This window comes from Hyphomonas pacifica, assembly GCF_000682675.1.
GTDB lineage: Bacteria > Pseudomonadota > Alphaproteobacteria > Caulobacterales > Hyphomonadaceae > Hyphomonas > Hyphomonas pacifica.
The window spans coordinates 1-25296 of record NZ_AWFA01000033.1; the positions used below are offsets into that span (position 1 = coordinate 1).

At 58.2% G+C, this 25296-nt stretch carries 24 protein-coding genes; 19 read left to right on the forward strand and 5 right to left on the reverse strand.

Annotated elements, in window-relative coordinates:
- Window positions 1-89: 89 nt before the first annotated feature.
- The 3 genes from HY2_RS10690 to HY2_RS10700 all read right to left on the reverse strand — a co-directional run bounded on the left by HY2_RS10690 (window position 90) and on the right by HY2_RS10700 (window position 3112).
- Window positions 90-842 (reverse strand): transglutaminase-like domain-containing protein, encoded by a 753-nt coding sequence (locus tag HY2_RS10690; protein WP_112063340.1) that lies wholly within the window; start codon window positions 840-842, stop codon window positions 90-92.
- Window positions 843-923: 81 nt separating this feature from the next.
- Window positions 924-1655, reverse strand: a complete 732-nt coding sequence (locus HY2_RS16815) for a helix-turn-helix domain-containing protein (RefSeq protein WP_051594923.1) — start codon at window positions 1653-1655, stop codon at window positions 924-926.
- 68 nt (window positions 1656-1723) lie between these two features.
- Window positions 1724-3112 carry a tyrosine-type recombinase/integrase gene (locus tag HY2_RS10700; RefSeq protein ID WP_034827484.1) on the reverse strand — a complete coding sequence of 463 codons (1389 nt, stop codon included), beginning with the start codon at window positions 3110-3112 and terminating at the stop codon, window positions 1724-1726.
- Between the two features lie 465 nt (window positions 3113-3577).
- On the opposite strand from HY2_RS10700, the gene HY2_RS10705 reads away from it, so the two are divergent.
- The 19 genes from HY2_RS10705 (at window position 3578) to HY2_RS17320 (ending at window position 23344) form a co-directional block, all read left to right on the forward strand.
- Entirely contained in the window at window positions 3578-3964 is a 387-nt protein-coding gene (locus HY2_RS10705) for a hypothetical protein (protein ID WP_034813575.1), read from the forward strand.
- Between the two features lie 58 nt (window positions 3965-4022).
- Window positions 4023-5864 carry a copper resistance system multicopper oxidase gene (locus HY2_RS10710; protein ID WP_034827486.1) on the forward strand — a complete coding sequence of 614 codons (1842 nt, stop codon included), beginning with the start codon at window positions 4023-4025 and terminating at the stop codon, window positions 5862-5864.
- Window positions 5861-6664, forward strand: a complete 804-nt coding sequence (locus HY2_RS10715) for a copper resistance protein B (RefSeq protein ID WP_034813580.1) — start codon at window positions 5861-5863, stop codon at window positions 6662-6664. Before HY2_RS10710 ends, HY2_RS10715 begins: the two co-directional genes overlap by 4 nt.
- A gap of 9 nt (window positions 6665-6673) precedes the next feature.
- Complete coding sequence (locus HY2_RS10720) at window positions 6674-7768, forward strand: DUF2231 domain-containing protein (protein WP_034827457.1); 1095 nt, start codon at window positions 6674-6676, stop codon at window positions 7766-7768.
- Between the two features lie 135 nt (window positions 7769-7903).
- Window positions 7904-8158, forward strand: coding sequence for a hypothetical protein (locus tag HY2_RS10725; RefSeq protein ID WP_034798659.1), 255 nt, complete (start codon window positions 7904-7906; stop codon window positions 8156-8158).
- Between the two features lie 53 nt (window positions 8159-8211).
- Window positions 8212-10437, forward strand: a complete 2226-nt coding sequence (locus HY2_RS10730) for a copper-transporting P-type ATPase (protein WP_034827459.1) — start codon at window positions 8212-8214, stop codon at window positions 10435-10437.
- A gap of 17 nt (window positions 10438-10454) precedes the next feature.
- Window positions 10455-10955, forward strand: a complete 501-nt coding sequence (locus HY2_RS10735; RefSeq protein ID WP_034827461.1) for a DUF411 domain-containing protein — start codon at window positions 10455-10457, stop codon at window positions 10953-10955.
- Window positions 10952-12295, forward strand: a complete 1344-nt coding sequence (locus tag HY2_RS10740; protein WP_034827462.1) for an APC family permease — start codon at window positions 10952-10954, stop codon at window positions 12293-12295. The genes HY2_RS10735 and HY2_RS10740 overlap by 4 nt, the downstream gene beginning before the upstream one ends.
- Entirely contained in the window at window positions 12292-12741 is a 450-nt protein-coding gene (locus HY2_RS10745) for an ion channel (RefSeq protein ID WP_034827464.1), read from the forward strand. Before HY2_RS10740 ends, HY2_RS10745 begins: the two co-directional genes overlap by 4 nt.
- Window positions 12742-12819: 78 nt before the next feature.
- Window positions 12820-13374, forward strand: coding sequence for a DUF305 domain-containing protein (locus HY2_RS10750; RefSeq protein WP_034827488.1), 555 nt, complete (start codon window positions 12820-12822; stop codon window positions 13372-13374).
- 54 nt (window positions 13375-13428) lie between these two features.
- Window positions 13429-14784: an MBL fold metallo-hydrolase gene (locus HY2_RS10755; RefSeq protein ID WP_034827466.1), complete on the forward strand. Its 1356-nt coding sequence runs from the start codon at window positions 13429-13431 to the stop codon at window positions 14782-14784.
- 106 nt (window positions 14785-14890) lie between these two features.
- Entirely contained in the window at window positions 14891-15166 is a 276-nt protein-coding gene (locus tag HY2_RS10760; RefSeq protein ID WP_034798806.1) for a metal-sensitive transcriptional regulator, read from the forward strand.
- Window positions 15167-15219: 53 nt separating this feature from the next.
- Window positions 15220-15639 carry a hypothetical protein gene (locus HY2_RS10765; protein WP_034827468.1) on the forward strand — a complete coding sequence of 140 codons (420 nt, stop codon included), beginning with the start codon at window positions 15220-15222 and terminating at the stop codon, window positions 15637-15639.
- A 72-nt stretch (window positions 15640-15711) separates the two neighbouring features.
- Window positions 15712-16926: a TolC family protein gene (locus HY2_RS10770; RefSeq protein WP_034827470.1), complete on the forward strand. Its 1215-nt coding sequence runs from the start codon at window positions 15712-15714 to the stop codon at window positions 16924-16926.
- Window positions 16923-18785, forward strand: coding sequence for an efflux RND transporter periplasmic adaptor subunit (locus HY2_RS10775; protein ID WP_034827472.1), 1863 nt, complete (start codon window positions 16923-16925; stop codon window positions 18783-18785). The genes HY2_RS10770 and HY2_RS10775 overlap by 4 nt, the downstream gene beginning before the upstream one ends.
- On the forward strand, window positions 18778-21993 hold the full coding sequence (locus HY2_RS10780; protein WP_034827474.1) for an efflux RND transporter permease subunit: 3216 nt from the start codon (window positions 18778-18780) through the stop codon (window positions 21991-21993). The genes HY2_RS10775 and HY2_RS10780 overlap by 8 nt, the downstream gene beginning before the upstream one ends.
- Window positions 21990-22205: a hypothetical protein gene (locus HY2_RS10785; RefSeq protein ID WP_013301490.1), complete on the forward strand. Its 216-nt coding sequence runs from the start codon at window positions 21990-21992 to the stop codon at window positions 22203-22205. The genes HY2_RS10780 and HY2_RS10785 overlap by 4 nt, the downstream gene beginning before the upstream one ends.
- Before the next feature lie 94 nt (window positions 22206-22299).
- Window positions 22300-22800: a copper-binding protein gene (locus tag HY2_RS10790; protein WP_034827476.1), complete on the forward strand. Its 501-nt coding sequence runs from the start codon at window positions 22300-22302 to the stop codon at window positions 22798-22800.
- Window positions 22801-22900: 100 nt separating this feature from the next.
- Complete coding sequence (locus tag HY2_RS17320; protein ID WP_158084498.1) at window positions 22901-23344, forward strand: copper-binding protein; 444 nt, start codon at window positions 22901-22903, stop codon at window positions 23342-23344.
- A 70-nt stretch (window positions 23345-23414) separates the two neighbouring features.
- On the opposite strand, the gene HY2_RS10800 is transcribed toward HY2_RS17320, so the two are convergent.
- Window positions 23415-23753 (reverse strand): YnfA family protein, encoded by a 339-nt coding sequence (locus HY2_RS10800; RefSeq protein WP_034827478.1) that lies wholly within the window; start codon window positions 23751-23753, stop codon window positions 23415-23417.
- A 60-nt stretch (window positions 23754-23813) separates the two neighbouring features.
- Entirely contained in the window at window positions 23814-25265 is a 1452-nt protein-coding gene (gene merA / locus HY2_RS10805) for a mercury(II) reductase (protein WP_034827480.1), read from the reverse strand.
- Between the last annotated feature and the right edge of the window lie 31 nt (window positions 25266-25296).

Sequence of the window (25296 nt, forward strand, 5' to 3'; positions counted from 1 at the left end):
ATGCGGGACCATTTGGGGCTCAGGTCACGGCTTTCATAATTCAACCTTCGATTAGAATTTTCGATGGTCTTCTTCAGCGATCTATTTTTCTACGTATTGAACGAAACGCTTGTACCGCTTTGAGCCGTCCGACGCGAAAGAGCTGTATCGGACTTTGCTCTCAGTGCTTCCACGCGGCGATTGATGGCTGCGACACTGATCCGATAAAGCAAGAGTTTGATCGGACCGGGTCGGTTTTCGTAAAGTGCAGATTGAAAATACTCGGCGGGCTCGTCGAAAACGCCATGATCATCAGTGACCGCGGCCATTTGCTGAAAAGTCCCAAAAGTAGAGCAAGTTCCGCAATCTTTATAAGGTGATGACAGTGCAACCGAGAAACCTGTTTTCCAACCGCGTCGCTTTAACTCTCCCTCTGACGAAGCTTGAAGTGAGGTATCGTTGATAAATCCGTCCGTCCGTTTCCATTCGCCGTCGATTTCGATTTCAAGCCAGGAATGAGAAATTTCATCGGGCATTAGCCGATAGGCGAGCCCCTTAAAGAAGCCTTTTTGGATCTCTTTAGAAATCAGCGAGAAATGTATCCGCGCCGGAATGTCTGTGGCCTTGCATAGGGCTAGAAGCAAGGTCGCCTTCGTGTTGCACTGCCCCAAACCCAATTTGATGGTTTCCGACGCCTTCGTCAGGTCGCCACTCGCAGGAAATCCAAACTTGATGTCGTCTCTGACATAGTTGAGCAGTCTGCTGAACTTCTCTTCCGCGTTGTCAGCGTTGCCGACAATTCGATTTGCGGTGCTTCGAACCAGATCATCGTCGAAATCTGCCAAAACGGTGCTCTTCGCCATGTCTGTATCTCCCAAATAAGAAGAGGATACTTGATGCTTGTCTTGTGCGTATTGAACGAAACGCTCGCTTGCCAATTGCCGCTATTGACCAGCGTTCAATGCCTGCAGGGGCGTGACCCCCATAATCTTTCCCATTGTCCGGGTCAGATGCGCCTGGTCGGCAAATCCGCCAGCATAGGCAGCCTCGGCCAGCGATGTGCCTTGTGCCATTGCCTGTGCTGATCGCCGGGTGGCCTGCCATATGAGCCACTTAGACAGGGGCACACCAAGTTGCTTTTGTGCGATTGCACGCAACCTCGGTTCCGATAGGCCGCATGATTTCGCCGCAGCGGAAATCGCACCATTTAGCTGCGCTGTCCGCAAGAATTTGAGGGCCTCCATCAGACGCAAATCCATTTGGGAGCCGACGTCACCAAAGTCCAAGTCCAAGGAATCAAGGAGCGTACCAAGTTCACCCTCCCAGTTCACTTGAGCGATGAGGTTCGGATCCACCCTCGAGACATCATCATCCCCGGCAAAGCTTTGAACATATCGCGCAAGCTGCGATTGGGGTTCAATCAACACAAGCACGGCTTTGTCTGATGGATGAAGCGTGTGGCGTTTTCCCGCCTTCACACAAAGCGCTGCACCAGAAATGACCTGCTCACTCTGATCACTAATAGAGATGTCTGGACCAAGGGACACGGTGAGTTGGAGCGTCGCGTGGGCATGTGGGCGATTGTCCGCGGCGCGTCCGCGATAAACAAGCCAAGTCTCACCAATGTAGAATTCACCCTTCCAGTCCATAAGTTCCAGTACTGTGCTGAGCCACATCAGGCAATCGTTACGGTTCAGACGACGTCTGGACCTTTCGACCGCAGTCGCAAAGGTGACCTCAAGACCTAAAAAAGCGCCGCTTGGACGGGATGCGCAATTTTCAAAAGCTCGCTTCTCCGGTAATCGAGTGAGCCGCCTTGGCCGTACTCAGGACGGTTATTCTTATGCCCCATCAGGGCGCATCTTAGGCCATAATCGAGACCGCCTTCGAGCATTCGGTCCTCGAATGAGTGTCGGAATGAATAGATAACGTGATCCGAGGATGGTAATAGTTTCCGCTGCCGGAACGCTTTCATCAGGTTCGCTGAGACCAGCGTGCTTTTGTCGTAATAGTACGGGAAGCCTTCCGGGCACGACCGCATTGCGATCTCTGCAACGCCAACAAGCGGAATTTCCCGCCTCGAGTCTTCGGTCTTGAGTTCTCTGTTTTGCTCGGGACGAATGGCGATATGAGGAACCTTATCGTTTAAGCGAATGTCCTCAGCACGAAGGTTCACGAGTTCACTCAAGCGCGCGCCAGTTTCAATGAGCAAATAGATCAAAACGCGCAGCTCGACCCGCAAACCGTCAAATAGGCCTGGGACGAGAATGCGTGAACGCACCCAGTCATCTGTGATAGAGGCGCGTTTAGCTTCGGACTTGCCTGAGAAATAAAAGTCGCGAAACGGGTCTTCAAAATCTGCCGCACCAATATGTTTGTAGTATCGCTGCAAGAGCGACCGCACATTTCCGATGTGCCGGTTAGCCGTGTTAGGCGTGACCGGCTTTTGGTCTCCATCTTGTGGTTGCATCCGCTCAACCCACCAATCACGATATTCCAACGCTTTGTCTCGCGTGATGTCGCTTAGAGGCAGGTCGCCCATTTGTTCGATAAAATAAGTGATCGACGTGCGCTTTGTTTTCTCCCAGGATCGCCGCTGTGCTTCGGATTTGTTATATTGATCATCGAAGGCAATTTTTGAGACATAAAGTTCGAAGGCTTCAGAGACTGGAATTCTCGCTGCCGGATCAGGAGCACCTCCTAGAAGGGCTTCACTATCAGCCCGGTTAGGGTCGCCGCCAGCTCCGGACTGGACTTCGAGTGTTTTGATCCGATCCATCAATTCGGCAATCGAACGCGTTTCCGCCAGGGGCTCGGCGGGCTTGTAGGAAAACCCGTAAGCCATGGCCCGTGAGATTGCAGATTTGTAGCGATGCTCCAACGCCGCACGAACGGTTGAACCGTTGGCGTTTTCCTCTGCTAACTCAACCGCCAGCGCCATCCAGTATTCGTCATCGGCTTCAGCAAGCTGATCTCGCCGAACACGCGCGATTTCGAGTGACTCGGTCTTGAGCGAGACCTTGGCAAACCGTCTTTGATCAAAATGTGAAAATTGTCCGGGCACACGACGTTGATAGTACCAACGCTTACCACGCTTGAGCAAAAATCTGTCGGGATCGCGCATGATCGTCATGCGCTCTTGTATCCCAATTTGTATCCCATTTGTATCCCATTTGTATCCCATTTTTGGAGAAATGCGGACGGGGCGCACCATTTTCAGGCCTAAGTCCTTGATATTTTTGAGGAATTATTTTTGAAAATGGCGCGAGTGACGCGCCCAGTAATCGTGCTTGAAATTAAATTAATTCAACGCACTATGGCACTCAAAACTTCGCTTGTTGTGCAGATTGTTTGAAATTTGTAGTGCAAACTGTGGTGCAGCCCTTTCGTGTTGTCAAAGTTCGACGCTGCCTATCAACGACATTCACATCGCTAACATGATTTGCTGGCCGTTCAAATTCGCGCTGGAGCGTAGCCATGCAACTTTTCGCTCGGGACTGACCCGCGGGTCTGGGTTGATCCTGCTCCGTTACGACAAACCTTGAGTGCTCAGAGGTTCTTTCTTGATTTAAACCCCTATGGGGTATAAGTGGTAGTCATGAACTTTGTTGTCGCAACTCTCGTGACGGTATTTTTCAGCCTGTCGCAGGTGCTCTGCGCGTGTCCCGTCGATATGTCGGCGACGAATAGCATGGCAACCGAGTTCACCGCTCATTCTCACCAGGCGCCCGCCGATGGGCCTGAGGCGCCCTGCGATGATGAGACTGATCACTGCAAGCTTCAGACAGCAACGGTCGCCCAAGCCGACAAGACGGCGAACCCGGTCCAGCACGTATTAGGCGATACGACGCCCATCGGGCTTGCTACACCCTCATGGCAACACGCATGGAAGCGCGTCGTCAATGTCCGCACGCCCTGGCCTGAGGTCCGAAGTTACCTGCTGCAACAAACGCCAGTCACATTGAAGGTGCGTTCCCTGAGCTGATTTCGTGCGTCGCTGCATTAGCAGCCCGATTGCATAAATTCACCTCATGGAGACGATTATGTTGAACAGACGACGTATGTTGCAGACGGTGCTCGGCACCGGCGCAACCTTGGGGGCAAGCAGCCTCCTGCCCGCTTGGGCAAAATCTTCCAGCAACGGAAACCTTGGTGTGCCCTCACTTTCGGGCACGCGCTTCGACCTCGAAATCGGGCAGTTCCCGGTCAGGCTCAACGGCAAAGTCGGTATGGCAACCGGAATCAATGGCACACTTCCCGGTCCGCTCTTGCGGTTGCGCGAGGGCGATGACGTTACAATGAACGTCACCAACCGGCTTGCCGAAGACACTTCGATCCATTGGCACGGACTGCTTGTCCCCTTCCATATGGACGGCGTGCCGGGCGTCAGCTTCCCGGGCATCAAACCGGGCGAAACGTTCAAATATCAGTTCAAGGTGCCGCAAAATGGCACTTACTGGTATCACTCCCATTCTGGTCTGCAGGAACAACTCGGCCATTACGGTCCGATCGTCATAGATCCGGCAGGTACAGACCCAGTGGCTTATGACCGGGAATATGTGCTCGTCCTCAGCGACTGGAGTTTCACGCATCCGCACCGGATCTTCGACAAGCTCAAGAAGAATGCCGAGAGCCTGAATTTCAACCGCCCGACCCTGTCGAACCCAACCGGACTTGGCGGCATGTGGGGGCAGATGCGAATGAGCCCGCGCGATCTCGCAGACGTGACCGGCGAAACCTACACCTACCTGATCAATGGCCATTCGACGGCCGATAATTTCAATATGGTCTTCCAGCCGGGCGAGCGGGTTCGCCTGCGCATTATCAACGCCTCCGCCATGACCCTCTTCAATGTCCGCCTCCCGGGCTTGCCGATGACGGTGGTCCAGGCCGACGGTCTGAATGTCCAGCCGGTTGAGACCGACGAGTTCCAGATGGGCGTGGCCGAGACGTATGATGTCATCATCGCGCCGACCGAAGCGCGCGCCTACGCCTTTGTTGCCGAATCGATCGACCGCTCCGGCCAGGCCGTCGCCACGCTCGGCCCGCGTGCCGGTATGCGGGTCGATGCGCCTGCGCTTCGAGCTGTGCCGATGCTGACCATGCGGGACATGGGAATGGCCCATGGAGACATGGCGGGCATGTCAGGCATGGGGAGAATGGATCATGGTCCGGACACCGCGACGGCCGGGGACGACATGAAAGGCCACGACATGGGTGCCATGTCGATGATGCCCGATCCTCATGGTCCGGCGGTCCAGCCCGTCAAGATTGAAGCAGATATAGAGCGCGGCCCCGGTGTCGCAAAAGTATCAGGCATGACGATGAGCCGCTTGGGCGAACCCGGTCTCGGGCTTGATGATGTCCCCCACCGCACGCTCACCTACAACCAGCTTCGCGCGCTCGACATGAATGAGGACCATCGCCCGCCTGGCCGCGAAATTGTCATTCATCTGACGTCGAACATGGAACGCTACATGTGGTCGTTCGACGGTGTAAAATTCTCCGAGGTAACCGAGTCAATCAAGTTCTACGAGGGTGAACGTGTTCGCCTGACGCTCGTAAACGATACAATGATGCCACACCCGATCCATTTGCACGGCATGTTTTTCGATCTCGTGAATGGCGGTGGTCATCACATGCCGCGCAAGCACACAGTAACGGTCAAGCCTGCAGACAGGGTCAGCGTCGACATCACCGCAGAACATGTCGGTGACTGGGCGTTCCACTGCCATCTGCTTTACCACATGCACGCTGGCATGATGCAGGTCGTCAGCGTCATTCCGCCAGCAGACGATACGACACCAGCTGAAAAAATGCCGGCAGGTCAGATGAATATGCCCATGGACCATCACGGCATGAACCATGGGGAGGGAAAATCATGATGAAACCGAATTTGGCAGCCCCTCTCCTCCTCGGCTTCGCGCTCTACGCGACCGGCAGCGCGTTCGCGGAAGACACAAATCAAACCCCGCCCTGGGATCAGGCCGACGCCATCTACGGCGAGGATGCAATGGCGGACGCTCGCCGGGACGTTCTTGCGGAAGGCGGAGACCAGAAGAGCTTCTACATCCTCTTCAACCAGCTCGAGGCTCAGATGTCTGACGAGGGCGACAGTTTGTACTGGAACGGACAGGCTTGGTATGGGGGCGATATCAACAAGCTCTGGTTCAAGAGCGAGGGCCGCGCCTCTCTGAATGGAGAGGGCGTGGATGATGCCGAGATCCAGGCGCTCTATTCCCGCGCGGTTGCGCCTTTCTGGAATGTTCAGGCGGGCGTTCGCTACGACATCGAACCGGATAGTCTCGCGCATGGGGTCGTCGCACTGAATGGTCTGGCGCCCTACTGGTTCGAAGTCGACGCTTCCGCCTTTCTCAGTGAAAAAGGCGATGTAACGGCCCGCATCGAGGCTGAATATGAGTTGCTCCTGACCCAGCGGTTGATCTTGCAGCCTCGGATCGAAGCAAATCTTTCCGCGCAGGACATACCGGAAAGGGAAACGGGCGCGGGACTTAGCACACTCGATGCCGGCTTGCGGCTTCGTTATGAAATCAGGAGGGAGTTTGCGCCTTATGTCGGCGTCGAATGGCAAAGCGCCTTCGGTGAGACACGCGACATGATCAAAGCCGCAGGCGGTGAAGGCGACGATATCGTCTTTCTCGTGGGCCTGCGGACCTGGTATTAGGAGAACAAAATGGGCGGTTTCATAGAACCCAATATTCACCCCGTGCTGGTGCATTTTACCTATGCCCTCGGCACATCTGCAGCCTTGGCATATGTGGCTGGCCTCCTCGTACCTGCAGGCCGCTGGCGCGACAGCCTTCGACCGGCCGCCGACTGGATGCTGGCATTGGCTGCCTTGGCGGTTCTGGCCACCATCGCGGCCGGGTTTCAGGCCTATTACAGCGTTGCTCACGATGCGCCGTCCCATGAAGCGATGACAACCCATCGCAACTGGGCTGTTCCCACGGGCCTCGCATTACTGGCCCTCGCCGGTTGGCGCTGGCTGAGAAGGGCCTCGTCGCCCGGCCCGGTATTTGCGATCAGTGCCCTGGCGGTGGCAGGTCTTTTGACGGTTACAGCGTGGTGGGGAGGCACAATTGTCTACAAGTACGGACTTGGCGTGCAGACCCTTCCTGAAGCCAGCGGGCCAGGCCACGATCATGATCATGGCGGCGGAGCCGGTCATGGCGACCAAGGCACCGTAAATTCAACAGACGATCATCAAGACGCTCACGGAGCGCCTCCATCCGACACGATGGATGGATCATCGGCGAGCGGCGATGGACATGATCACGACCATACCGACGGTGCAGCTGATCGAGAAATGTCAGGCACGGTCCCCGCCGGACACGACAACTCCGACGGCCATCACGACACCAAACCGGTCTCGACTGATGAACAGGCGATCCTGGATATCATGGCCGCGATCGAAACCGGTTGGGAGACCGGCGATGGCGAACTGTTCCGACAGAACTTTCTCGACTGGTCAGGCGCCCGGTACTTTGAGTCAGGCGGCGAGAATACTGGCCTGCTCGACCTTGTCGAAAATCATGTCGAGCCCGAAAAAGATACCATTCCGGATCTCGAACTCGACTTCTCGAATATAGACGTGCAATTCGAGGGAAGTGACTTTGCATGGGCTGTCGCGGACACAGCGATCAGTGGAACGTTCAGCTCCAATGGCGAACGCCTGGAGCGTATCGGGAAACAAACGGTGCTGTTCCGCAAGGTCGCCGGCACCTGGCAGGTCATTCACACGCACTCGTCCTCCCGTGCGCCGCGATAAGGAGGAAATCCAAACTGCCGCTTGCCGGCCAAGTTGAAAAGCAACCGGCAAGCGGCGATGATATTGAATATACCCCCTAGGGGTATTATACTATGACTGTCCTACTTGCTCTTGCCTGGACCGCTGGAGGTCAGAATGAAAATTATCCCCGTCGGACACTCGCTGTCTCTGTTCCTGCTCGTCAGTTATTTGCTGTGCGTCGGCTGGGGGAGTGTGACGCCGTCCAGCCTTCACATGCATCCAGCATGGCAGGATCTACTGCCCGGATTTGAGTTTGGAACGCTGACTGGTTTCCTGATCGGCCTTGTCGAGAGCTATCTCTATGGCTGGTACATCGCCCTTCTGTTCGTTCCCTTGTTCAACTTCTTCAACCGAAACAGCAGCGCATAAAAGTGATGCATACCCTCATCCTGTGAAGCACTCCTGCTGAAAGAGTCAGAGCCATGACCAACGACACTTCTCACGCCCATTCCGGACATGCGTGCCATCACAACGATCAGGCCGCTCCAGAGAAGCCCGATGATGCCTATGACAAGGTTCCGATCGGCTATGCCGGCACCGTCTGGACCTGTCCCATGCATCCGCAGGTACGCGAAACTGCCAATACAGGCTGCCCGATCTGCGGCATGGCGCTCGAACCGGAAACGGTGACGGCCGAGCAGGATACCAGCGAACTGGATGACATGACGCGGCGCTTCTGGGTCGCCCTTGTCTTCTCGGCGCCACTGCTCGCCTTTGTCATGGGCGAAATGATTCCCGGCAGCCCGCTCAGGCACTGGATTGATCCGACATGGAGTGTCTGGCTTCAGGCCCTGATCGCGACTCCCGTTGTCGTTTGGGCCGGCTGGCCTTTCTTCGTGCGCGGCTGGCAATCCGTGAAGCGACGCAACCTCAACATGTTCACCCTGATCGCGATGGGCGTCGGCGTGGCCTATATTTATTCCCTGGTCGCAACATTCGCGCCCGGCATATTTCCCGATTCATTCCGTGGGCATGGCGGCGCGGTAGCAGTCTACTACGAGGCGGCCGCCGTCATCGTTACGCTGGTTTTACTTGGCCAGGTGCTCGAACTGCGCGCGCGCAACGCCACCTCAGGAGCCATTCGTGCACTGCTGGAGCTTGCCCCTGCTACTGCGCGCAGGATTGCTGACGATGGCAGCGAACAGGATGTCGATCTCGCGGATGTAAAGTCTGGCGACAAGCTGCGGGTCCGGCCAGGTGAGAAGATCCCGGTCGATGGCGAGGTCGTCGACGGCCATGGGTCGGTTGACGAGTCCATGGTCACCGGCGAACCCCTGCCCGTCGAAAAAGCCGCTGGCACCCGTGTGACCGGCGGCACGGTCAACGGAACCGGGTCGCTCGTTATGAAGGCGACACATGTGGGCGAAGACACGCTCTTGTCCCAGATTGTCCGAATGGTTGCCGCCGCTCAGCGGTCCCGAGCTCCAATCCAGCGGCTCGCTGATCTCGTCGCTGCCTGGTTCGTTCCGGCTGTTATTGGAATTGCAATCCTGACCTTTGTCGTGTGGGCCGTGTTCGGACCCGACCCGGCGATGGCTTTTGCGATCGTGAATGCCGTTGCCGTCCTGATCATCGCATGTCCCTGTGCGCTAGGTCTGGCAACCCCGATGTCGATCATGGTCGGCACGGGCAAGGGCGCGTCCAACGGCATCCTGATCAAGAATGCTGAAGCGTTGGAGACGCTTGAGAAGGTCGATACGATCGTGGTCGACAAGACCGGGACGTTGACGCTCGGACGCCCCGAACTGGTACGCGTCCAGCCAGGCGAAGGCTTCGACGAAGCCTCGTTGCTTAGTCTCGTAGCCGCGGTGGAACGTTTGAGCGAGCACCCACTTGCCGACGCGATCGTGCGTGGCGCAAAAGGCAAGGGCGCGCCTCACAAGGATGCGCACGGATTTGAATCCGTCACTGGCGAAGGTGCGCAGGCAAGCGTCGACGGCCAAACCGTCGCCATCGGCAACAGAAAGATGATGCAGCGGATCGGGGGCTGGTCTGACGACCTCGGGACACGCGCTGACCAGTACCGCACCGAAGGCCAGACGGTTATGTTCGCCGCCGTCGACGGAAAACCGGCAGGCCTTGTCTCTGTGGCGGACCCGATCAAGGAGACGACACCGGAAGCCATCAGACGTCTTCATGCCGAAGGGTTGAAGATTGTGATGTTGACAGGTGACAATGAGACGACAGCACGCGCGGTCGCCGACAAGGTCGGCATCGATGAGGTTCACGCCGACGTCTCGCCTGAAGACAAGCATCGGATCGTGTCCGAACTCCAGAAGAACGGTGCCCGCGTGGCCATGTGCGGTGACGGCATAAATGATGCGCCCGCGCTCGCTCAGGCGGATGTCGGAATCGCCATGGGAACCGGAACCGATGTGGCCATGGAGAGTGCCGGTGTAACGCTTGTGAAAGGCGATCTGATCGGGGTCGCAAAGGCCCGGGAGCTCAGCCACGCCACGATGCGCAACATCCGCCAGAACCTGTTCTTCGCGTTCTTCTACAATACGCTTGGCGTGCCGGTTGCCGCTGGCATTCTGTATCCCTTCTTCGGCTTGTTACTGAGCCCGATGATCGCGGCGGCCGCCATGAGTTTCAGCTCCGTATCTGTTATCGGCAACGCCTTGCGGCTGAGAACCCTTAAACTCTAATTTTCCGGAGCACAGACATGTCCAGACCACTTGCTATGAGCGCGCTCGGTGCGCTGATGATTGCAGCCCTGATAGCGGGCGTGATGCTCTTCTCCGCGTCACCCGCAGCCAACGCGCAAACAGTCACTGTACACAAGACGCCATGGTGCGGTTGCTGCGCCGCCTGGGTGGACCACCTGCATGACGAGGGTTTCTACGTCATCGTGAAAGAGGAAGAGGACCTGACACCCATTCGGTCACGGCTTGGTGTTCGGGATGAACTGATGAGTTGCCATACCGCAGAAGTCGACGGATATGTCGTTGAAGGTCACGTTCCCGCTCGGGAAATACGACGCTTGCTCGAAGAAAAGCCTGACGTCAACGGCGTCTCGGTGCCCGGCATGCCGCAAGGCTCTCCCGGCATGGAAACACCGAACGCGCCAGATCGGTATGATGTCATCATCTTCTCTGGAGAGGATGCCAGGACATATGCCTCCTATCGGGGAACGCAATTGGTCTCCGAACAGGCAAGACCATGAGTGAGGATGACTACAAGCAAGGGTCACTGACGCTGGCGGGCACCGTCGCCATGGGGACGGGCGTGATGATCGGTGCCGGCATCTTTGCCCTGACCGGTCAGGTCGCTGAATTTGCAGGCGACCTGTTTCCGCTCGCCTTCCTCACGGCAGCCATCATCAGCGGCTTCAGCGCCTATTCCTATATCAAGGTCTCCAACAAGTATCCTAGCGCCGGCGGCATCGCGATGATACTCCAACGCACTTACGGCCCGTCTACCGTGACCGGAAGCGCCGCCCTGCTGATGGCGTTCTCGATGATCATCAATGAAAGCCTGGTCGCCCGCACGTTCGGTACGTACACGCTGCAGCTGTTTGGCGTCGAGGGCGGCATATTCGTTCCCTTGCTGGCAATCGGACTGATTATCCTGGCTTTCGTGATAAATATTGCCGGTAATCAGGTGATCGGCGGCGTATCGAAGGTCACGGCTATTCTCAAGATTGGTGGCATACTGATTTTCGCGCTTATTGCGATCTGGGCTGCCGGATTCAGCTTCCAGCCAGCAGCAGACGGTTTCGCTGACAGCACATCTGCCGGTGGGTTCCTGGCCGGCGTCGCGCTCGCCATCCTGGCCTATAAGGGATTCACCACCATCACGAACAGTGGCGACGAGGTGAAGCAACCGACCCGCAATGTCGGGCGGGCCATCATGATCTCACTTGCGATCTGCACTTTCATCTATCTCCTTGTCTGTTTCGCTGTCGGATCAACCCTCACTGTCTCGGAGATTGTTGCGGCGAAGGACTATGCCCTCGCCGAAGCGGCCCGGCCAGCACTTGGAAACTATGGATTGTGGTTCACAGTAACGATTGCGATCATCGCGACAGCTTCAGGCCTGCTTGCCAGCTTGTTTGCCGTCTCCCGCATGCTCGCCATGCTGACCGACATGAACCTGATTCCGCATAGACATTTCGGCATGCCCGGAACGGTACAGCGTCATACGCTCGTCTATACGGTTGTGGCTGCCGGATTGCTCGCGGCTTTCTTCGATCTCAGTCGCATCGCTTCGCTTGGCGCAATCTTCTATCTGGTCATGGATATCATCATCCATTGGGGCGTCTTCCGGCATTTGAGAAAGGATGTCGGCGCCGCACCTGCAATCCTTATCTGTGCGATAGCGCTCGATGCCGTCGTCCTGATCGCCTTCCTCCTCCTGAAGTGGCAAGCCGATCCAGTCATCATCCTGATCGCGGCTTTCGGCATGGTTGTAGTCTTTTCATTCGAGCATTTCTTTCTGAAACGTCTCCGCGACAATCCTCCCGGAGAGGAGTCCGGAAACAACCAGCACAAAGCCCATTCATGATCATTGCAACCTTGATCGGACTGCTCACTTTTGTGCTGGCAAGCACGGTGCATTATCTCGCACTGGCGCATCTGCACCGACGCCTGAACCATGAAGCGCGTTCAGGTCTCCCGATCGTTGTTTCGGGTATCGTAGGTGCAGGCCTGGCGCACCTCGCTGAGGCAGCGCTCTATGCAACCAGCTTTACGCTACTGGATGCCTTTGACTTGGGTGGTTTCAAGGGCGGCGAAGCGGACGGGTTCATGGACATATTCTATTTCTCCCTCGTCAACTACACATCGCTTGGGCTGGGCGATATCTATCCAACCGGACATTCGCGGTTCCTGGCGGGACTGGAATCACTCAATGGTTTCCTGCTGATTTCGTGCTCGGCATCCTTCATTTTCCTCCTGATGCGAAACCAAATGGATGGTCCAACTTCAGGCGGAATTCAAGCATCGGATTAACTCGGAACCTGTTCACACACTTCTCCGTTAGTCGTGGAAATACCCCACCACTGTATAAGGAGGATGTTGAAAGTGGATATGAAGAACAGTTATTGGCGGTTTGGCGCAATGATCATCACATCGATGATCGTGATGTTTGGGCTGATGTACCTCAACACCTATGCGTGGGAGCATGTTCGCTGGAGCGAAACGCGCTTCTACATGGCCTTCATCATGGGCGCCGCGATGGCCGTCGTGATGCTGAGCTTCATGCTCAACATGTACAAGGACAGCCGGATCAATTTCGGCATTTTCATTGGCGCTGCGGTCGTGTTCGTCCTGGCCCTCTGGCTGGTGCGCAGCCAGAGCACTGTCGACGACCGGTCCTACATGAAAGCGATGATCCCCCACCACTCCATTGCCATCATGACAAGTGAACGCGCCGGCATCGAGGATGTCCGTGTGCGCGAGCTTGCCGACGAGATCATCACGGCGCAGCGCCGCGAGATCAAGGAAATGGAATGGCTGATTTCCGACATCGCGGAGAATGGCCCGGCATCGACGGAAAGGGAGGCGGCGAGCCGCCCCGTTCCCCCCTTTGAAGGCACGCTCAATCCAGACGACGCTGCCGGGGCAGCCATCGCGGAGGACTAACGCGCCTTCCACGTCCAGTCAGACCCATTCGATCCCGAAAAGGAGCGAAACAGAATGAGACTTGAAAAGATCAAGACACAGGGCCTTGCCCACCTTTCCTACTTCCTGAGCGCCGATGGCGAAGCTGCGGTCATCGATCCGCGGCGTGACATCGACATCTATCTGGACCTCGCCCGTGAGGAAGGCTCTGTCATCAAGCACGTCTTCGAAACCCACCGGAACGAGGACCTGCTCTCAGGCGCCCCTGTCCTGAAGGAAGAGACTGGCGCAAAGGTCTGGCACGGGCCGAACCCTGAAAAGCCGATCCAGTATGCAGCCGAGACGCGGGAAGGCGACACGTTCGAGATTGGCGGCGCGCTCCTGAAGGTGCTTGAAACGCCCGGGCACACCGACGACAGCCTGTCCTACGTGCTTTATGACAAGAGCTTTGAGGAAGGCCCGGTTGGCGTGTTCACGGGCGATGCCCTGTTCATTGGCGATGTCGGGCGCACGGACTTCTATCCCGACCGCAAACGCGAAGTCGCCGGCCTGCTCTATGACAGCCTGGAGAAACTGATGAGGCTCGGCGACCAGTGCCTCGTCTATCCCGCGCATGGCGCCGGTTCGGTTTGTGGCTCGGGCATGGCCGACCGGGAGTTTTCCTCCATCGGCCATGAAAAGCTCAACAATCCGAGCCTGCAGATCGATGACCGGGAGGCTTTCATCGACGCCAAGGTAGCCGAGAACCACTACATCCCGCCATACTTCCGGCGCATGGAAGAGGGCAATATGGAAGGCACCGAAGCTGCGCCGCCGGCGCCCCTGCCCGCTTCCCCGGCCAGGTTGCTCGATCCGGGCGATGCGGTCTGCCTCGATGTCCGTGGCATATTCGACTTTGCCGGCGGACACCGCACGGGCTCGCTCTGCATCCCGGATGACATGCTTGCCGCCTTCGCGGGCTGGTTGCTGCCAGGCGACAAACCGGTGCTGCTGGTAGCGCGCGATGACGACCAGGCGGTCGATGCGGCCACCACGCTTCAGCGGATCGGCTTCGACAATGTGAGCGGATTTGTCAGCGGCGCCATGCCCGTGGCGGTCCAGAACGGCCCGCTCGACACACTCGACTTCGTCGATACCGAAACCGTCGCCGCGCGCGTAGACAACCCGCCGGCTGGCTGGACCCTGCTCGATGTCCGGGCCATCGACGAATATGAGAGCGGCCATATCAAGGACAGCAAGCACGCTTATGTCGGCAAGCTGCCTGATGCGGCCAGTGACCTCGACCCGGACAAGCCCGTCACCGTCATGTGCGGAAGCGGCGCCCGGGCCACCATTGCCGCCTCGCAGCTCATGCGGAAGGGGTTCTCCGAGGTCGATGTCTATATCGGCTCGATGAAGGCGTGGACCGCAGCTGGAAATGCCATTGAGTGATGACTGTCAGTCCATCTTGGGCTGAACCTTTCGTTTCTGACGCATGAAGAGACTGGAAATTGCTTCACGAGGTCCCCATATGGATACCCTGTATGGGGTATTTGCCATGAAGACTGAAACCAAAGAGGCCGCGACCCGAAGGCTTGCCCGCATCGAGGGACAAGTGCGCGGCATCACGAAGATGGTGTCCGACGATCGGTATTGTATTGATGTCATTCGTCAGGTGCAGGCTGTGAAGGCCGCGCTTGTCGGCCTCGAGGCCGTTATCCTGGATGACCATATCGCAACGTGTGTGGATCATGCCCTGACCGGAAGCAATGTCGATGACCGGCGTGAAAAGGTCGAGGAACTTGTTGCTGTGCTTGGTGGCCGCAAGAAGTAGCGGCCTCACAGTTTGTTGAAATGAAAGTTTTAATCTTTTCACGTATTTGAACAATGATGCAGTTTGTGACCCGCCTCCTGACACTGTTTGCCGCTGCCTTCATGGCGGCTCATCCGGTCATGGCGTGTCCATTGATGGTCGGGACCTCCGAAACCGCGCCGACTGAAATGAGCAGCAATCACCCCTGTAATGACATGGCGATGGAAGCCATGGCCGACACCGGGCATACAGATCAGGCATCATCGTCTGATTGCCCCGCGGGATACGACTGTGCACCCATGCTTATCCAGGCGCACAGTGACGCCAATCCAGTTGCACCTGTTGCGAATGTAGACGCAGAATTTGCTGCGGTTCTCGCTAACCCACCAAAGGCATTCCTGCCAGAGCGCGAAACGCTAAAGACCGGGCCTCCACCTCGGCTGGATATCGTCCAGCACACGCCAATATCGCTAAAGCAGCGCTTCCTGAATTGAGAGCGATGACCTGCGGCCGCCACAGCAGCCCGTCGTCATCGCTTCTCACAATTCAGAAGAGCCCGTTTTATCATGCCCCACATTTCAAGAATGCTGCTGGTCGCAGCGTTTGCCGCTGTGCCCCTGGCGGCGGTTGCCAACGCTCAGAGCTTTGCCGAGCTTGAAGCCCGTCTCGAGGCCCATCCAAGCCTCTCCGCTCTCGGTTACGATGCCGAGGCCGACCGGGAGCGTGCTGTCGCCTCAACCGCACTCCCGGACCCCGTCGTATCCCTCGGGATCAACAACTTTCCGATTTTCGATCCCTCATTCGACAGTTACTTGCCGACCAATAAAGCCGTTGGTATCCGGCAACAATTTCCGAGCTTCGCGGGCCGTGAAGCCCGCGCCGGTGAAGCCCGGGCGATGTCAGCACAGACCGAGGCGGTTCGCGATGCCCGTTATGCGGCCTTGCGCGCCGAACTCATCGCTCTTCTCGCTGACAAGACTAGACTGACCAGGCAGAGATCCCTCGCCGAAGCGCGAAACGCCAAATACGACGAGCTTGTCGACATTGTCGAGGCCGAGATCGATGCGGGCCGCCCGGCCGTCTATCGCCTTGCCGAAATTGAAAGCGAACGGGCAGAAGTTTCCCGGACGCTTGTTGATCTTGACCGGCAGGAAGCCGAGACCGATGCGCGCCTGATCGAACTCGTCGGACTGGTCCCTTCGACCGGCCTCCCTCCCCTGACTGAAAGAGACTGGTCCGGCGCAGCGCTTGAGTTCCACACCGTACGCATTGCCGACGCGGCCGTCCGCGTTACCGATTACGGTATCGACGAGGCCCGCGCGGCCTGGAAGCCAGAATGGGGGGCCCAGCTCACCTATCAACAGCGCGATGAAGGCGCGATGTTCGCGGGGGATGACTGGGTCTCCGGTATGGTGACTTTTACGGTTCCGCTCTGGGCCGAAAGGAAGCAGGCACCGAACTTGCGCGCCGCAAAGGCTGAGCGGGCCGGCGCCGAGCAACGCTACCAGGCTGCCGCGCGGAATGCGGCGGCCCAGTATGCGTCCCGGGACGCCATTATACGCGCGGCCGATGCCAGTATCGACGTGCTGCAGGTCAAGATTGCTGCCGTCGAAGACGAAGTCGAGGCCCAGCTGATTGCTTATGAATCCGGTGTTGGCGGTTATGCGCCGATCATCGACGGCGAGATCGCCATTCTCAAACTCCGGGCGGAAATCGAAGCTGAAACGGCCCGCAAGGCCGCTGCGATCGCACGCCTGAATGCCCTCCTGGTGACACAATGAAAAAGACATTCCTGATAATGGGCACCGCATCTGCCGCCCTCTTGCTCGCCGCATGCGGCGCACCGGGCGGATCACCGGGCGGCCAGGGTGAAAAACCGAACGCCTCGAGCGAGACGCAACGATACACCTGCCCCATGCACCCGCACTATATTTCGACCGATCCGGACGGCACCTGCCCGATCTGTGGCATGGACCTGGTGCCTGCCGACAAGACCCAGGAACCGACGAGCTCAACAGGGGAAATCCTGTACTACAAGCATCCCATGGGTAAGCCGGACACCTCGCCTGTTCCGAAAAAGGATTCCATGGGCATGGATTACATCCCGGTTTATGCCGATGACACCGGATCGGGCGTGGCCGTCTCGCCGGAAATGATCCAGACCATGGGGATCCGGACATCACCTGCCGAGACCAGGGATTTCAGCCGTGTACTGAGAGCCTTCGGCACGGTCGAGACCAATGAACGGCTCGAAAATGTTACCGTCTCGCGGCTAGAAGGCTGGATTGAGAATCTGGCGGTCAATGCCGAGGGCGACACCGTCCGCCCCGGCAGTCTCCTCTACCGGATCTACAGTCCGGACCTGATCGCCGCGCAGAAAGATTATCTGAACTCGTTCAGGATCGGTAACGAAGCGCGCATCGCGTCGGTTCGCCAGCGCCTGCGCTCCCTTGGCATGCAGAATGCGGCCATCGACCGGCTGACCGAAACCCGCCAGGTCATTGAACGTGTTCCGGTTTACGCAGAAGCCGGCGGCACGGTTGCCGAGCTCCAGGTCCGCAATGGCGACTATGTCAAACCCGGCACGCCTATATTACGCCTGCAATCCTATGCCGATGTCTGGGTCATTGCCTCGGTGCCGGAGAGCGATTTGCCTCTGGTGGAAACAGGCATGCAGGCCGAACTCGATTTTCCGAGCGCGCCCGATGCCCCCGGTAAAGGCCAGGTCGACTATATCTATCCGACAATCGACCCGAAAACCCGTACAGCCGACGTCCGGATCGAAGTGGACAATGTGTCGGGCTATCTTCGCCCGGGCGCCTATGCGGACATAAGGCTGAATATCGGCGGCCGACCGCGTCTTTCGGTTCCAAGTGAAGCCATTCTGCTTGGTAGCGAGGGCGCCCGTGTCGTCATCGCCGAAGGCAATGGCCGCTTCTCCGGACGCGCCGTGCAAACCGGGATTTCGGCCAATGGCCGGACCGAAATCCTGTCGGGTCTGGAAAGTGGCGACATGGTCGTCGCCAGCGGGCAGTTCCTGCTCGATAGCGAAGCCAACCTGAAAGAAGGTCTTGCCAAGCTGGAAGCTCCGGATGCGAGCGCGGCCAGTCCGGAAACACCGCTCTCCGATATTCCGGTGGACAGTAAAGCCCTCGCCGAAATCGATCACTTCACTGACATGGCGCTCTACTTCCACGAGGCCCTGAGAGACGGGTATGACATCGATCCGCTATTCGTGGACCCGGCGCTCGCCCTGGTGCCAGTGCTGCGGGACCGTTACGCGAACACGAAACTGGCACCGGTCATGGATGCTACGCAAACCGCTCTCGCCGCCGCGCAGGACGCCACGGACCGCGAAGACCTTGCCACACAACTCTCAGACCTGGTCGAGGCCTTGAAACCCTGGCTGCTGGAAGGCGCACCTCAGCATTACAGCGAGGCTGGTCTGGTGCTCTACCGGGACACCGCAACGGGCCGGTACTGGCTGCAGGAAGAAGCGAAACCAGCCAATCCGTACAGCGCAGATGGAGCCGAACGGATTGACTGGCCCAACCCGATGGCCGGCATGTCGATGACGACCAATGACGGCGAGACTGGCGCTGACCAGGCCCCTGGGCATTCGGGGGACAGTCATGACTGAACGAAACGACAGAAACCTCGCGGGGCAAGACCCCTCCAAATCATGGGTGGCAAAGCTGATCTCCTGGTCGGTTTCCAACCAGCTCATCGTCCTCATGCTCGCCGCTGCACTGGCTGTGACCGGGTGGATGGCGATCCAGCGCACGCCGCTCGATGCAGTGCCGGACCTGACAGATACCCAGGTCATCATTCGCACCGATTTTCCGGGCCAGAGCCCGCAGATTGTCGAGGACCTCGTCACCTATCCACTATCGACGAACCTTCTCGGTCTGCCGAAGACCAAGGACGTGCGCGGCTCCTCAATGTTCGGCACCAGTTTTGTGTATGTCATATTTGACGATGATGTTGACCTCTACTGGGCCCGCTCGCGCGTTCTCGAAGCCTTGTCCCGGCTGGGATCCGAACTCCCGGAAGGCGCCGTACCCCAGATCGGACCGGATGCAACCGGCGTTGGCTGGGTCTATCAGTATGCCTTGGTCGACAAGACCGGCAAGACCGATCTCGCCGAGCTGCGTTCACTGCAGGACTGGTTCCTGAAACTTGAACTCGCCGGAGTGGAAGGGGTCTCTGAAGTCGCTTCGGTCGGCGGTTTTGTCCGGGAATACCAGGTGCTACTCGATCCCAATCGCCTGAGAAGTTACGACCTGTCGATCACCCGTATCCGTGACGCGGTCCGCGCCGCCTCGAGCGAGGTCGGTGGCCGCGTGCTCGAACAGGGCGAAACGGAATATGTCATCCGCTCATCAGGCTATGTCGATGAGAAACTTGATCTCGAACAGGTCGTGGTCAAGGCAGAGGATGGCACCCCCGTCCAGCTGAGCCATGTCGCCCGGATTGTCGAAGGCCCGGCCCTCCGGCGCGGCATTGTCGAACTCAATGGCGAAGGCGAAACTGTGTCCGGCATCGTGGTGATGCGCGATGGCGAGAATGCGCTGTCGGTGATCGAACGTGTGAAGGAGAAACTTCATAGTCTCCAGCGCGGGCTGCCAGAAGGCGTCGAGATTGTCACTGTGTATGACCGCGCGCCTCTCATCGAGGGTTCGGTCGATTATCTGAAAGACAAGCTGATCGAGGAAGGCTTCGCGGTTGCTCTCGTCATTCTGATCTTCCTCCTCCATGTACGGTCGTCTCTGGTTGCCATCATCACCTTGCCGCTCGGAGTGCTCGGCGCGTTCCTGATCATGTCCTGGCAAGGTGTCACAGCGAACATCATGTCACTTGGCGGGATCGCCATCGCGATCGGCGCCATGGTCGACGCCTCGATTGTGCTTGTCGAGAATGCCAGCCGGAAACTGGCGGATCTGGGACCGAAACCCGATCCGAGCGTGCGCCGCCAAGCGCTGGTCGAGTCGGCTCAGGAAGTCGGCCCCGGCATATTCTTTTCACTCCTCATCATCACGGTCTCCTTCCTGCCGGTCTTTGCCCTGACCGGTCAGAGCTTCAGGCTCTTCAGTCCTCTCGCCTATACCAAGACCTATGCGATGGCCTTCGCGGCCATTCTGTCGGTGACACTTGTCCCGGTTCTGATGCTGTACCTGATGCGGGGTCGGTTCCGGCGCGAGGAAGCCAATCCCCTGAACGCCTTCTTCGTCTGGGCCTACAAACCGCTGCTCCATCTAGCCCTGAGGTTCAAATGGATCACGGTCGCCCTTGCGCTCGCGCTGACGGCCACCGTCATCGTGCCGGTCCAGAGGATCGGCTCGGAATTCATGCCGGCCCTTTATGAAGGCGAGCTCCTCTACATGCCGACCACCCTGCCCGGCGTGTCATCCACCAAGATGCGGGAGATTCTTGGCCAGACAAACCGCGTCATCAAGACCGTGCCAGAAGTCGATCGTGTCTTCGGCAAGGCCGGGCGCGCCGATACCGCAACCGATCCAGCGCCACTCACCATGATCGAGACCTGGATCAAGCTGAAACCGAAGGAGGATTGGCGGCCAGGTGTGACGGTCGAGGACATCACCGATGAGCTCGATGCCAAGCTGCAAATGCCCGGCCTCGTGAATTCATGGGGCTATCCGATCAAGATTCGCATGGACATGGTTTCAACAGGTGTGCGCACGCCCATTGGCATCAAGGTTACGGGCGATGATCTGACAGAGATTGAGACCATTGCCCGGGACATAGAAGCGGCCATTTCGGACGTACCCGGAACGCGCTCGGCCTTCGCCGACAGGGTCATGGGCGGAAAATATCTCGAGATCACGCCGGATAGGGGCGAACTCGCCCGGCAGAATATCGACATGGCAGCCTTCCAGTCCGTGATCCAAACCGCCCTGGGCGGCATGACACTCTCCCAGTCTGTCGAGGGCCGGGAACGCTATGACATCATCCTGCGCTATGATCGGCCATTTCGTGAGAGTGCCACAGACCTGGAAGAGATACTCGTGCCCGCCCCGTCCGGCGCCCATATCCCTCTCAGCGAACTGGCGGACATTTCCTATGCGGAAGGCCCGCCAATGATCCGATCGGAAAATGCCAGGCTGACTGGCTGGGTTTTCGTCGATATCGCGGACCGGGACATGGGCAGCTATGTTGCAGACGCCGGACAGGTGATTGCCAACGCCGTCGACCTGCCTGCGGGATATGCGGTGGAGTTCTCCGGACAGTATGAACAGATGCAGGAAGCGAATGCGCGGCTGAAGATCGCCATTCCAGCTGCGATTGCACTGATCTTCCTGCTGCTGATGCTACATTTCGGTCGGCTCGACCGGACCCTGATCATCATGGCCAGCCTGCCATTCGGCCTGGTCGGCGGAATGTGGGCCGTCTGGTTGGCAGGCTACAATCTGTCAGTAGCCGTCGCGGTCGGTTTCATCGCCCTGGGCGGCATCGCGGTCGAGACAGCCGTCGTGATGCTGCTCTATATCGACGCGGAAGTCCGCAAGGCGAACCCGTCTGACAGGAGCCAGCTTTTCGCAGCTGTCAGCAAGGGCGCGGCCATGCGCGTCAGGCCGAAGTTGATGACGGTCACGACCATTTTTGCAGGTCTTGCCCCGATCTTCCTGACCGACGGCCTCGGATCGGACGTCATGCGCCGGATTGCCCTGCCCATGCTTGGCGGCATGGCCTCAACCCTCATCCTCTCCCTGATCGTGATCCCGGCCATCTACTACATCCGGGTCGGGCTGCAGATTCCATCAGATTTACCCCGGGCCGAACCGGATAACCGGGCCGGCTCATTCACCCCCGAAGGAGAAAAACCATGACGAGACACCTGTTGAAAATTCCGCTTTTGTTTCCACTGCTTCTGAGTAGCGCCATGCTGCCGGCGGCCGCGCAGGATCGCTCATCAGGCAGAATGATGATCGACGGCGGCATGATGGGTGGCGGCCTGTTCGGCACGGTGTTCATGCTGCTTGCTGTGCTCCTCCTCCTGCTCGGGATCGCTGCCCTCATCAAATATCTGAGGTCGAAATAATAGTCCCGTGTCCATCCACCCTATTCCCCCGTCCCGGCGCGCATCGGGGGCCTCTGTTGAAAGCCGCGCCTGACAATCAAAAAGGAAGAAAACGATGAAAACCCTCGTCAGAAAGACAGCAGTCACAGGCGCAATCCTCGGACTGGCCCTGATTGGTCCGGCGCTCGCCCAGGAGGCCGGCATGAAAATGGACAGCATGAAAGACATGGACATGTCCGGCATGAGCTGCTGCGGCGACATGGCGCCCGGCTTTGGCGTCATTAACGGCGTCGATCTGGATGCCCGAACCGTCAATATTTCACACGATCCGATCAAGAAGATCGGCTGGGGTGAAATGACAATGGACTTCGAGGTCGGCGGAATGGTTGCGCTCGACAAATTCGAGAATGGCGACAACGTCCATTTCATGCTCAAGCAGGACGACAGCGACAATTATGATATCGCCATGATGATGCCGATCGGCGGCGATCCGGATGCTTTCAAGCAATCCATGATGTCGATGATGAAAGGCAAAGGCATGATGGACTGCAACATGGGCGGACACGGATCCATGTCCGGCATGTCAGGCAAGGATCATGACGACACCGATCACTAGCCGGTCCTCTGTTTCAAGCAAAAAATTCGTAAATCAGGTTCCGGCCGCGTTCCGCGGCCGGAATGCCTGCGTCTCCCGATTAGTTCACCAGGAAATCCCAATGACTCAAAGAATTCTGATTACCGCCTTCCTGTTAGGTTCCGCTTCCCTGACAGCCTGCAGTGACCCCGAAAGCCGAACGCCGCCAGCATCCGGCCCTGCAGACCAGACCAGGCCTGAACCGTTCGAACAGGCAGATGAAGCTATGCCCGGCGATACTGGACGGGCCACGGGCAGGATCACATCCCTTGATCGCGACGACGGCCGGGTCACCATCGACCATGGCCCCTTCGAAGGCATCGCCATGGGCGCGATGACCATGAGTTTCGCTTTAATGGGCGATCTTGAGCTGACTGACCTCTCTGAAGGCGATGACGTGATCTTCCAGGTCAAACGGGGCCGGGACGGTTCTCATCGCATCATGGAAATTTGCAGCATTCCCGCGAATGGCCGCGACTGCCCGGACCAAGAAACAGTCTATCCGCACAACCCTCCAGATCAGTAAGGCGGCATACTCCGGCACTGTCCCCGATCGAGCTAAAGGGAAGACGATAAAGACCCGTTTCGCCATAGCGTCAAACTGGCATGCGCGGACCAAAAAGAATAACCGCAGCCCCGATCAGACAGGTTACAACCCCTATCAGATCCCAGCGGTCGGGACGAATCCCCTCAATGGTCCATAGCCAGATGAGCGAGGAAGTTATGTAAACCCCACCATAGGCGGCATAGGCGCGCCCGGCTGCAGACGCATCCACCAGTGTCAGCAGCCAAGCGAATACAACAAGGGATATCATCCCCGGAACCAGCCAGAAAGCGGACTTTCCAAGCCGCAGCCAGGCCCAGAATGCAAAACAACCGGCAATTTCGGCGGTTGCCGCGCCAGCATAGATCAACAACGTCGCGCGAATATCCATGGCTGGGACGTTTCCTGATCTGGCTGGACTGGCGAGGCCCCGTTGCGGTTAAAATTGGTTTCAGCCTGCGCAGCATGAAAGCTTCGCCACGTCCTTGTCGAACGTCTGTGCCGCCAATTTTAACCCTTCAACAGTTGTCAGGTATGGAAAAATTGTCTCGCCAAGCGCCTTGCTCGTCATGCCGAACTTCAACGCCATAGCCAGCGTCTGAATCGCATCAGACCCTTCGGGCGCCGCGATCTGTCCGCCCAGGAGGCGGTCGGTCTTCGCATCCGCGACCAGCTTGATGACGCCGCGGGTATCGCGGGCGGTGGCGGCGCGTGCCACGTGGTCCAGCGTCAGCACGCTGGCCTTGACGTCATGACCGGCTGCCTTCGCCTGCACCTCGGAAAGGCCGACGCCGGCGACCTGCGGATCGGTGAACACGACCCAGGGCATGGCCCCATTGTCATAGCGCAAATCCTGAAGCCCGAGCGCATTGTTGGCCGCCACCTTGGCCCCATAAGCGGCCATGTAGACGAACTGGTCGCGATCGGTGACATCACCCGCTGCCCAGACGCCAGGCCGCGTTGTGGCCATGTCGGCTCCGACCTTGATCGATCCACGCGCATCGGTCTCGATGCCGAACTCGCGCAAGCCGAGGTCTTCGGAATTGGCCACCCGGCCTGTGGTGGCCACAAGCCGCTGAGCGGAGAGGGTTACAGGCTTTCCACCCCGTTCGATTGTCAGCGTGACGCCGCCGTCACTCCGTCTCACCGATCGGTAGGACAGGCCGGTCTCGACCGCGACCCCCTCAGCCTTCAACGCGTCGGTCAACGCCTTGGCCACTTCCGGTTCCACGCCGGGCAGAAGGCGCGAACGCGTGACCAGTGTAACCTTGACGCCCAGCCGCGACGCCATCTGCGCCAGTTCACAGCCAATATAGCCGCCGCCCAGTACCAGGATGCTTTCGGGCTGATCGGGCAGGCTGAGAAGGTCCCAGGAATCCAGCGCCTCCACGGTCTCGATCCCGTCAATTTCCGGCAAGAAAGGGCGCGAGCCGGTGGCGATCAGAACCTTCGGTGCAGCGATGATCCGCCCGCCGACCTCAATCCCACCTTCGATCAGGCGTGCGGCACCTTCCTCGATATAGGTGACATTCTCATAGGAAGGCAGCAGGTCGATGTATTTTTTCTGGCGCATCTCGTCGACCAGATCGGCCGTGCCCTTGACGACCGCCGACCAGTCCACGCTCTGCGCACAGGGCTCAATGCCCGGAAACCGTGCCGCCGCTGTACCAGCATGCACCGCTTCACCGGCCCGTATCATCGCCTTGGACGGCACGCAGCCGACATTGACGCAGGTGCCGCCGATGGTGCCATGCCCAACCATGGCCACGCGCCTGCCGGCCTCGGCCGCGCTAATCGAAGCCGAAAACCCGGCCGAGCCAGCACCTATGACGATGAGGTCATAGCTGTCGTCGCCGTTTTTATTGACGGAGCAGCAATCGCCTGTCTTTACGGTTTGATTCATTTGTCCGTTTTCGAACGGTTGAGACACTCTG

Bases quoted from the DNA above. Each gene is read 5' to 3' on its own strand.
- HY2_RS10735 (WP_034827461.1), top strand. From the start codon at position 10,455: ATGTCCAGACCACTTGCTATGAGCGCGCTCGGTGCGCTGATGATTGCA.
- HY2_RS10720 (WP_034827457.1), top strand. From the start codon at position 6,674: ATGGGCGGTTTCATAGAACCCAATATTCACCCCGTGCTGGTGCATTTT.
- HY2_RS10780 (WP_034827474.1), top strand. From the start codon at position 18,778: ATGACTGAACGAAACGACAGAAACCTCGCGGGGCAAGACCCCTCCAAA.
- HY2_RS10730 (WP_034827459.1), top strand. From the start codon at position 8,212: ATGACCAACGACACTTCTCACGCCCATTCCGGACATGCGTGCCATCAC.
- HY2_RS10710 (WP_034827486.1), top strand. From the start codon at position 4,023: ATGTTGAACAGACGACGTATGTTGCAGACGGTGCTCGGCACCGGCGCA.
- merA (WP_034827480.1), bottom strand. From the start codon at position 25,265: ATGAATCAAACCGTAAAGACAGGCGATTGCTGCTCCGTCAATAAAAAC.
- HY2_RS10715 (WP_034813580.1), top strand. From the start codon at position 5,861: ATGATGAAACCGAATTTGGCAGCCCCTCTCCTCCTCGGCTTCGCGCTC.
- HY2_RS10775 (WP_034827472.1), top strand. From the start codon at position 16,923: ATGAAAAAGACATTCCTGATAATGGGCACCGCATCTGCCGCCCTCTTG.
- HY2_RS10700 (WP_034827484.1), bottom strand. From the start codon at position 3,112: ATGACGATCATGCGCGATCCCGACAGATTTTTGCTCAAGCGTGGTAAG.
- HY2_RS10745 (WP_034827464.1), top strand. From the start codon at position 12,292: ATGATCATTGCAACCTTGATCGGACTGCTCACTTTTGTGCTGGCAAGC.
- HY2_RS10750 (WP_034827488.1), top strand. From the start codon at position 12,820: ATGAAGAACAGTTATTGGCGGTTTGGCGCAATGATCATCACATCGATG.
- HY2_RS17320 (WP_158084498.1), top strand. From the start codon at position 22,901: ATGACTCAAAGAATTCTGATTACCGCCTTCCTGTTAGGTTCCGCTTCC.
- HY2_RS10690 (WP_112063340.1), bottom strand. From the start codon at position 842: ATGGCGAAGAGCACCGTTTTGGCAGATTTCGACGATGATCTGGTTCGA.
- HY2_RS10705 (WP_034813575.1), top strand. From the start codon at position 3,578: ATGAACTTTGTTGTCGCAACTCTCGTGACGGTATTTTTCAGCCTGTCG.
- HY2_RS10765 (WP_034827468.1), top strand. From the start codon at position 15,220: ATGATGCAGTTTGTGACCCGCCTCCTGACACTGTTTGCCGCTGCCTTC.
- HY2_RS10785 (WP_013301490.1), top strand. From the start codon at position 21,990: ATGACGAGACACCTGTTGAAAATTCCGCTTTTGTTTCCACTGCTTCTG.
- HY2_RS16815 (WP_051594923.1), bottom strand. From the start codon at position 1,655: ATGTGGCTCAGCACAGTACTGGAACTTATGGACTGGAAGGGTGAATTC.
- HY2_RS10790 (WP_034827476.1), top strand. From the start codon at position 22,300: ATGAAAACCCTCGTCAGAAAGACAGCAGTCACAGGCGCAATCCTCGGA.
- HY2_RS10755 (WP_034827466.1), top strand. From the start codon at position 13,429: ATGAGACTTGAAAAGATCAAGACACAGGGCCTTGCCCACCTTTCCTAC.
- HY2_RS10800 (WP_034827478.1), bottom strand. From the start codon at position 23,753: ATGGATATTCGCGCGACGTTGTTGATCTATGCTGGCGCGGCAACCGCC.
- HY2_RS10770 (WP_034827470.1), top strand. From the start codon at position 15,712: ATGCCCCACATTTCAAGAATGCTGCTGGTCGCAGCGTTTGCCGCTGTG.
- HY2_RS10760 (WP_034798806.1), top strand. From the start codon at position 14,891: ATGAAGACTGAAACCAAAGAGGCCGCGACCCGAAGGCTTGCCCGCATC.
- HY2_RS10725 (WP_034798659.1), top strand. From the start codon at position 7,904: ATGAAAATTATCCCCGTCGGACACTCGCTGTCTCTGTTCCTGCTCGTC.
- HY2_RS10740 (WP_034827462.1), top strand. From the start codon at position 10,952: ATGAGTGAGGATGACTACAAGCAAGGGTCACTGACGCTGGCGGGCACC.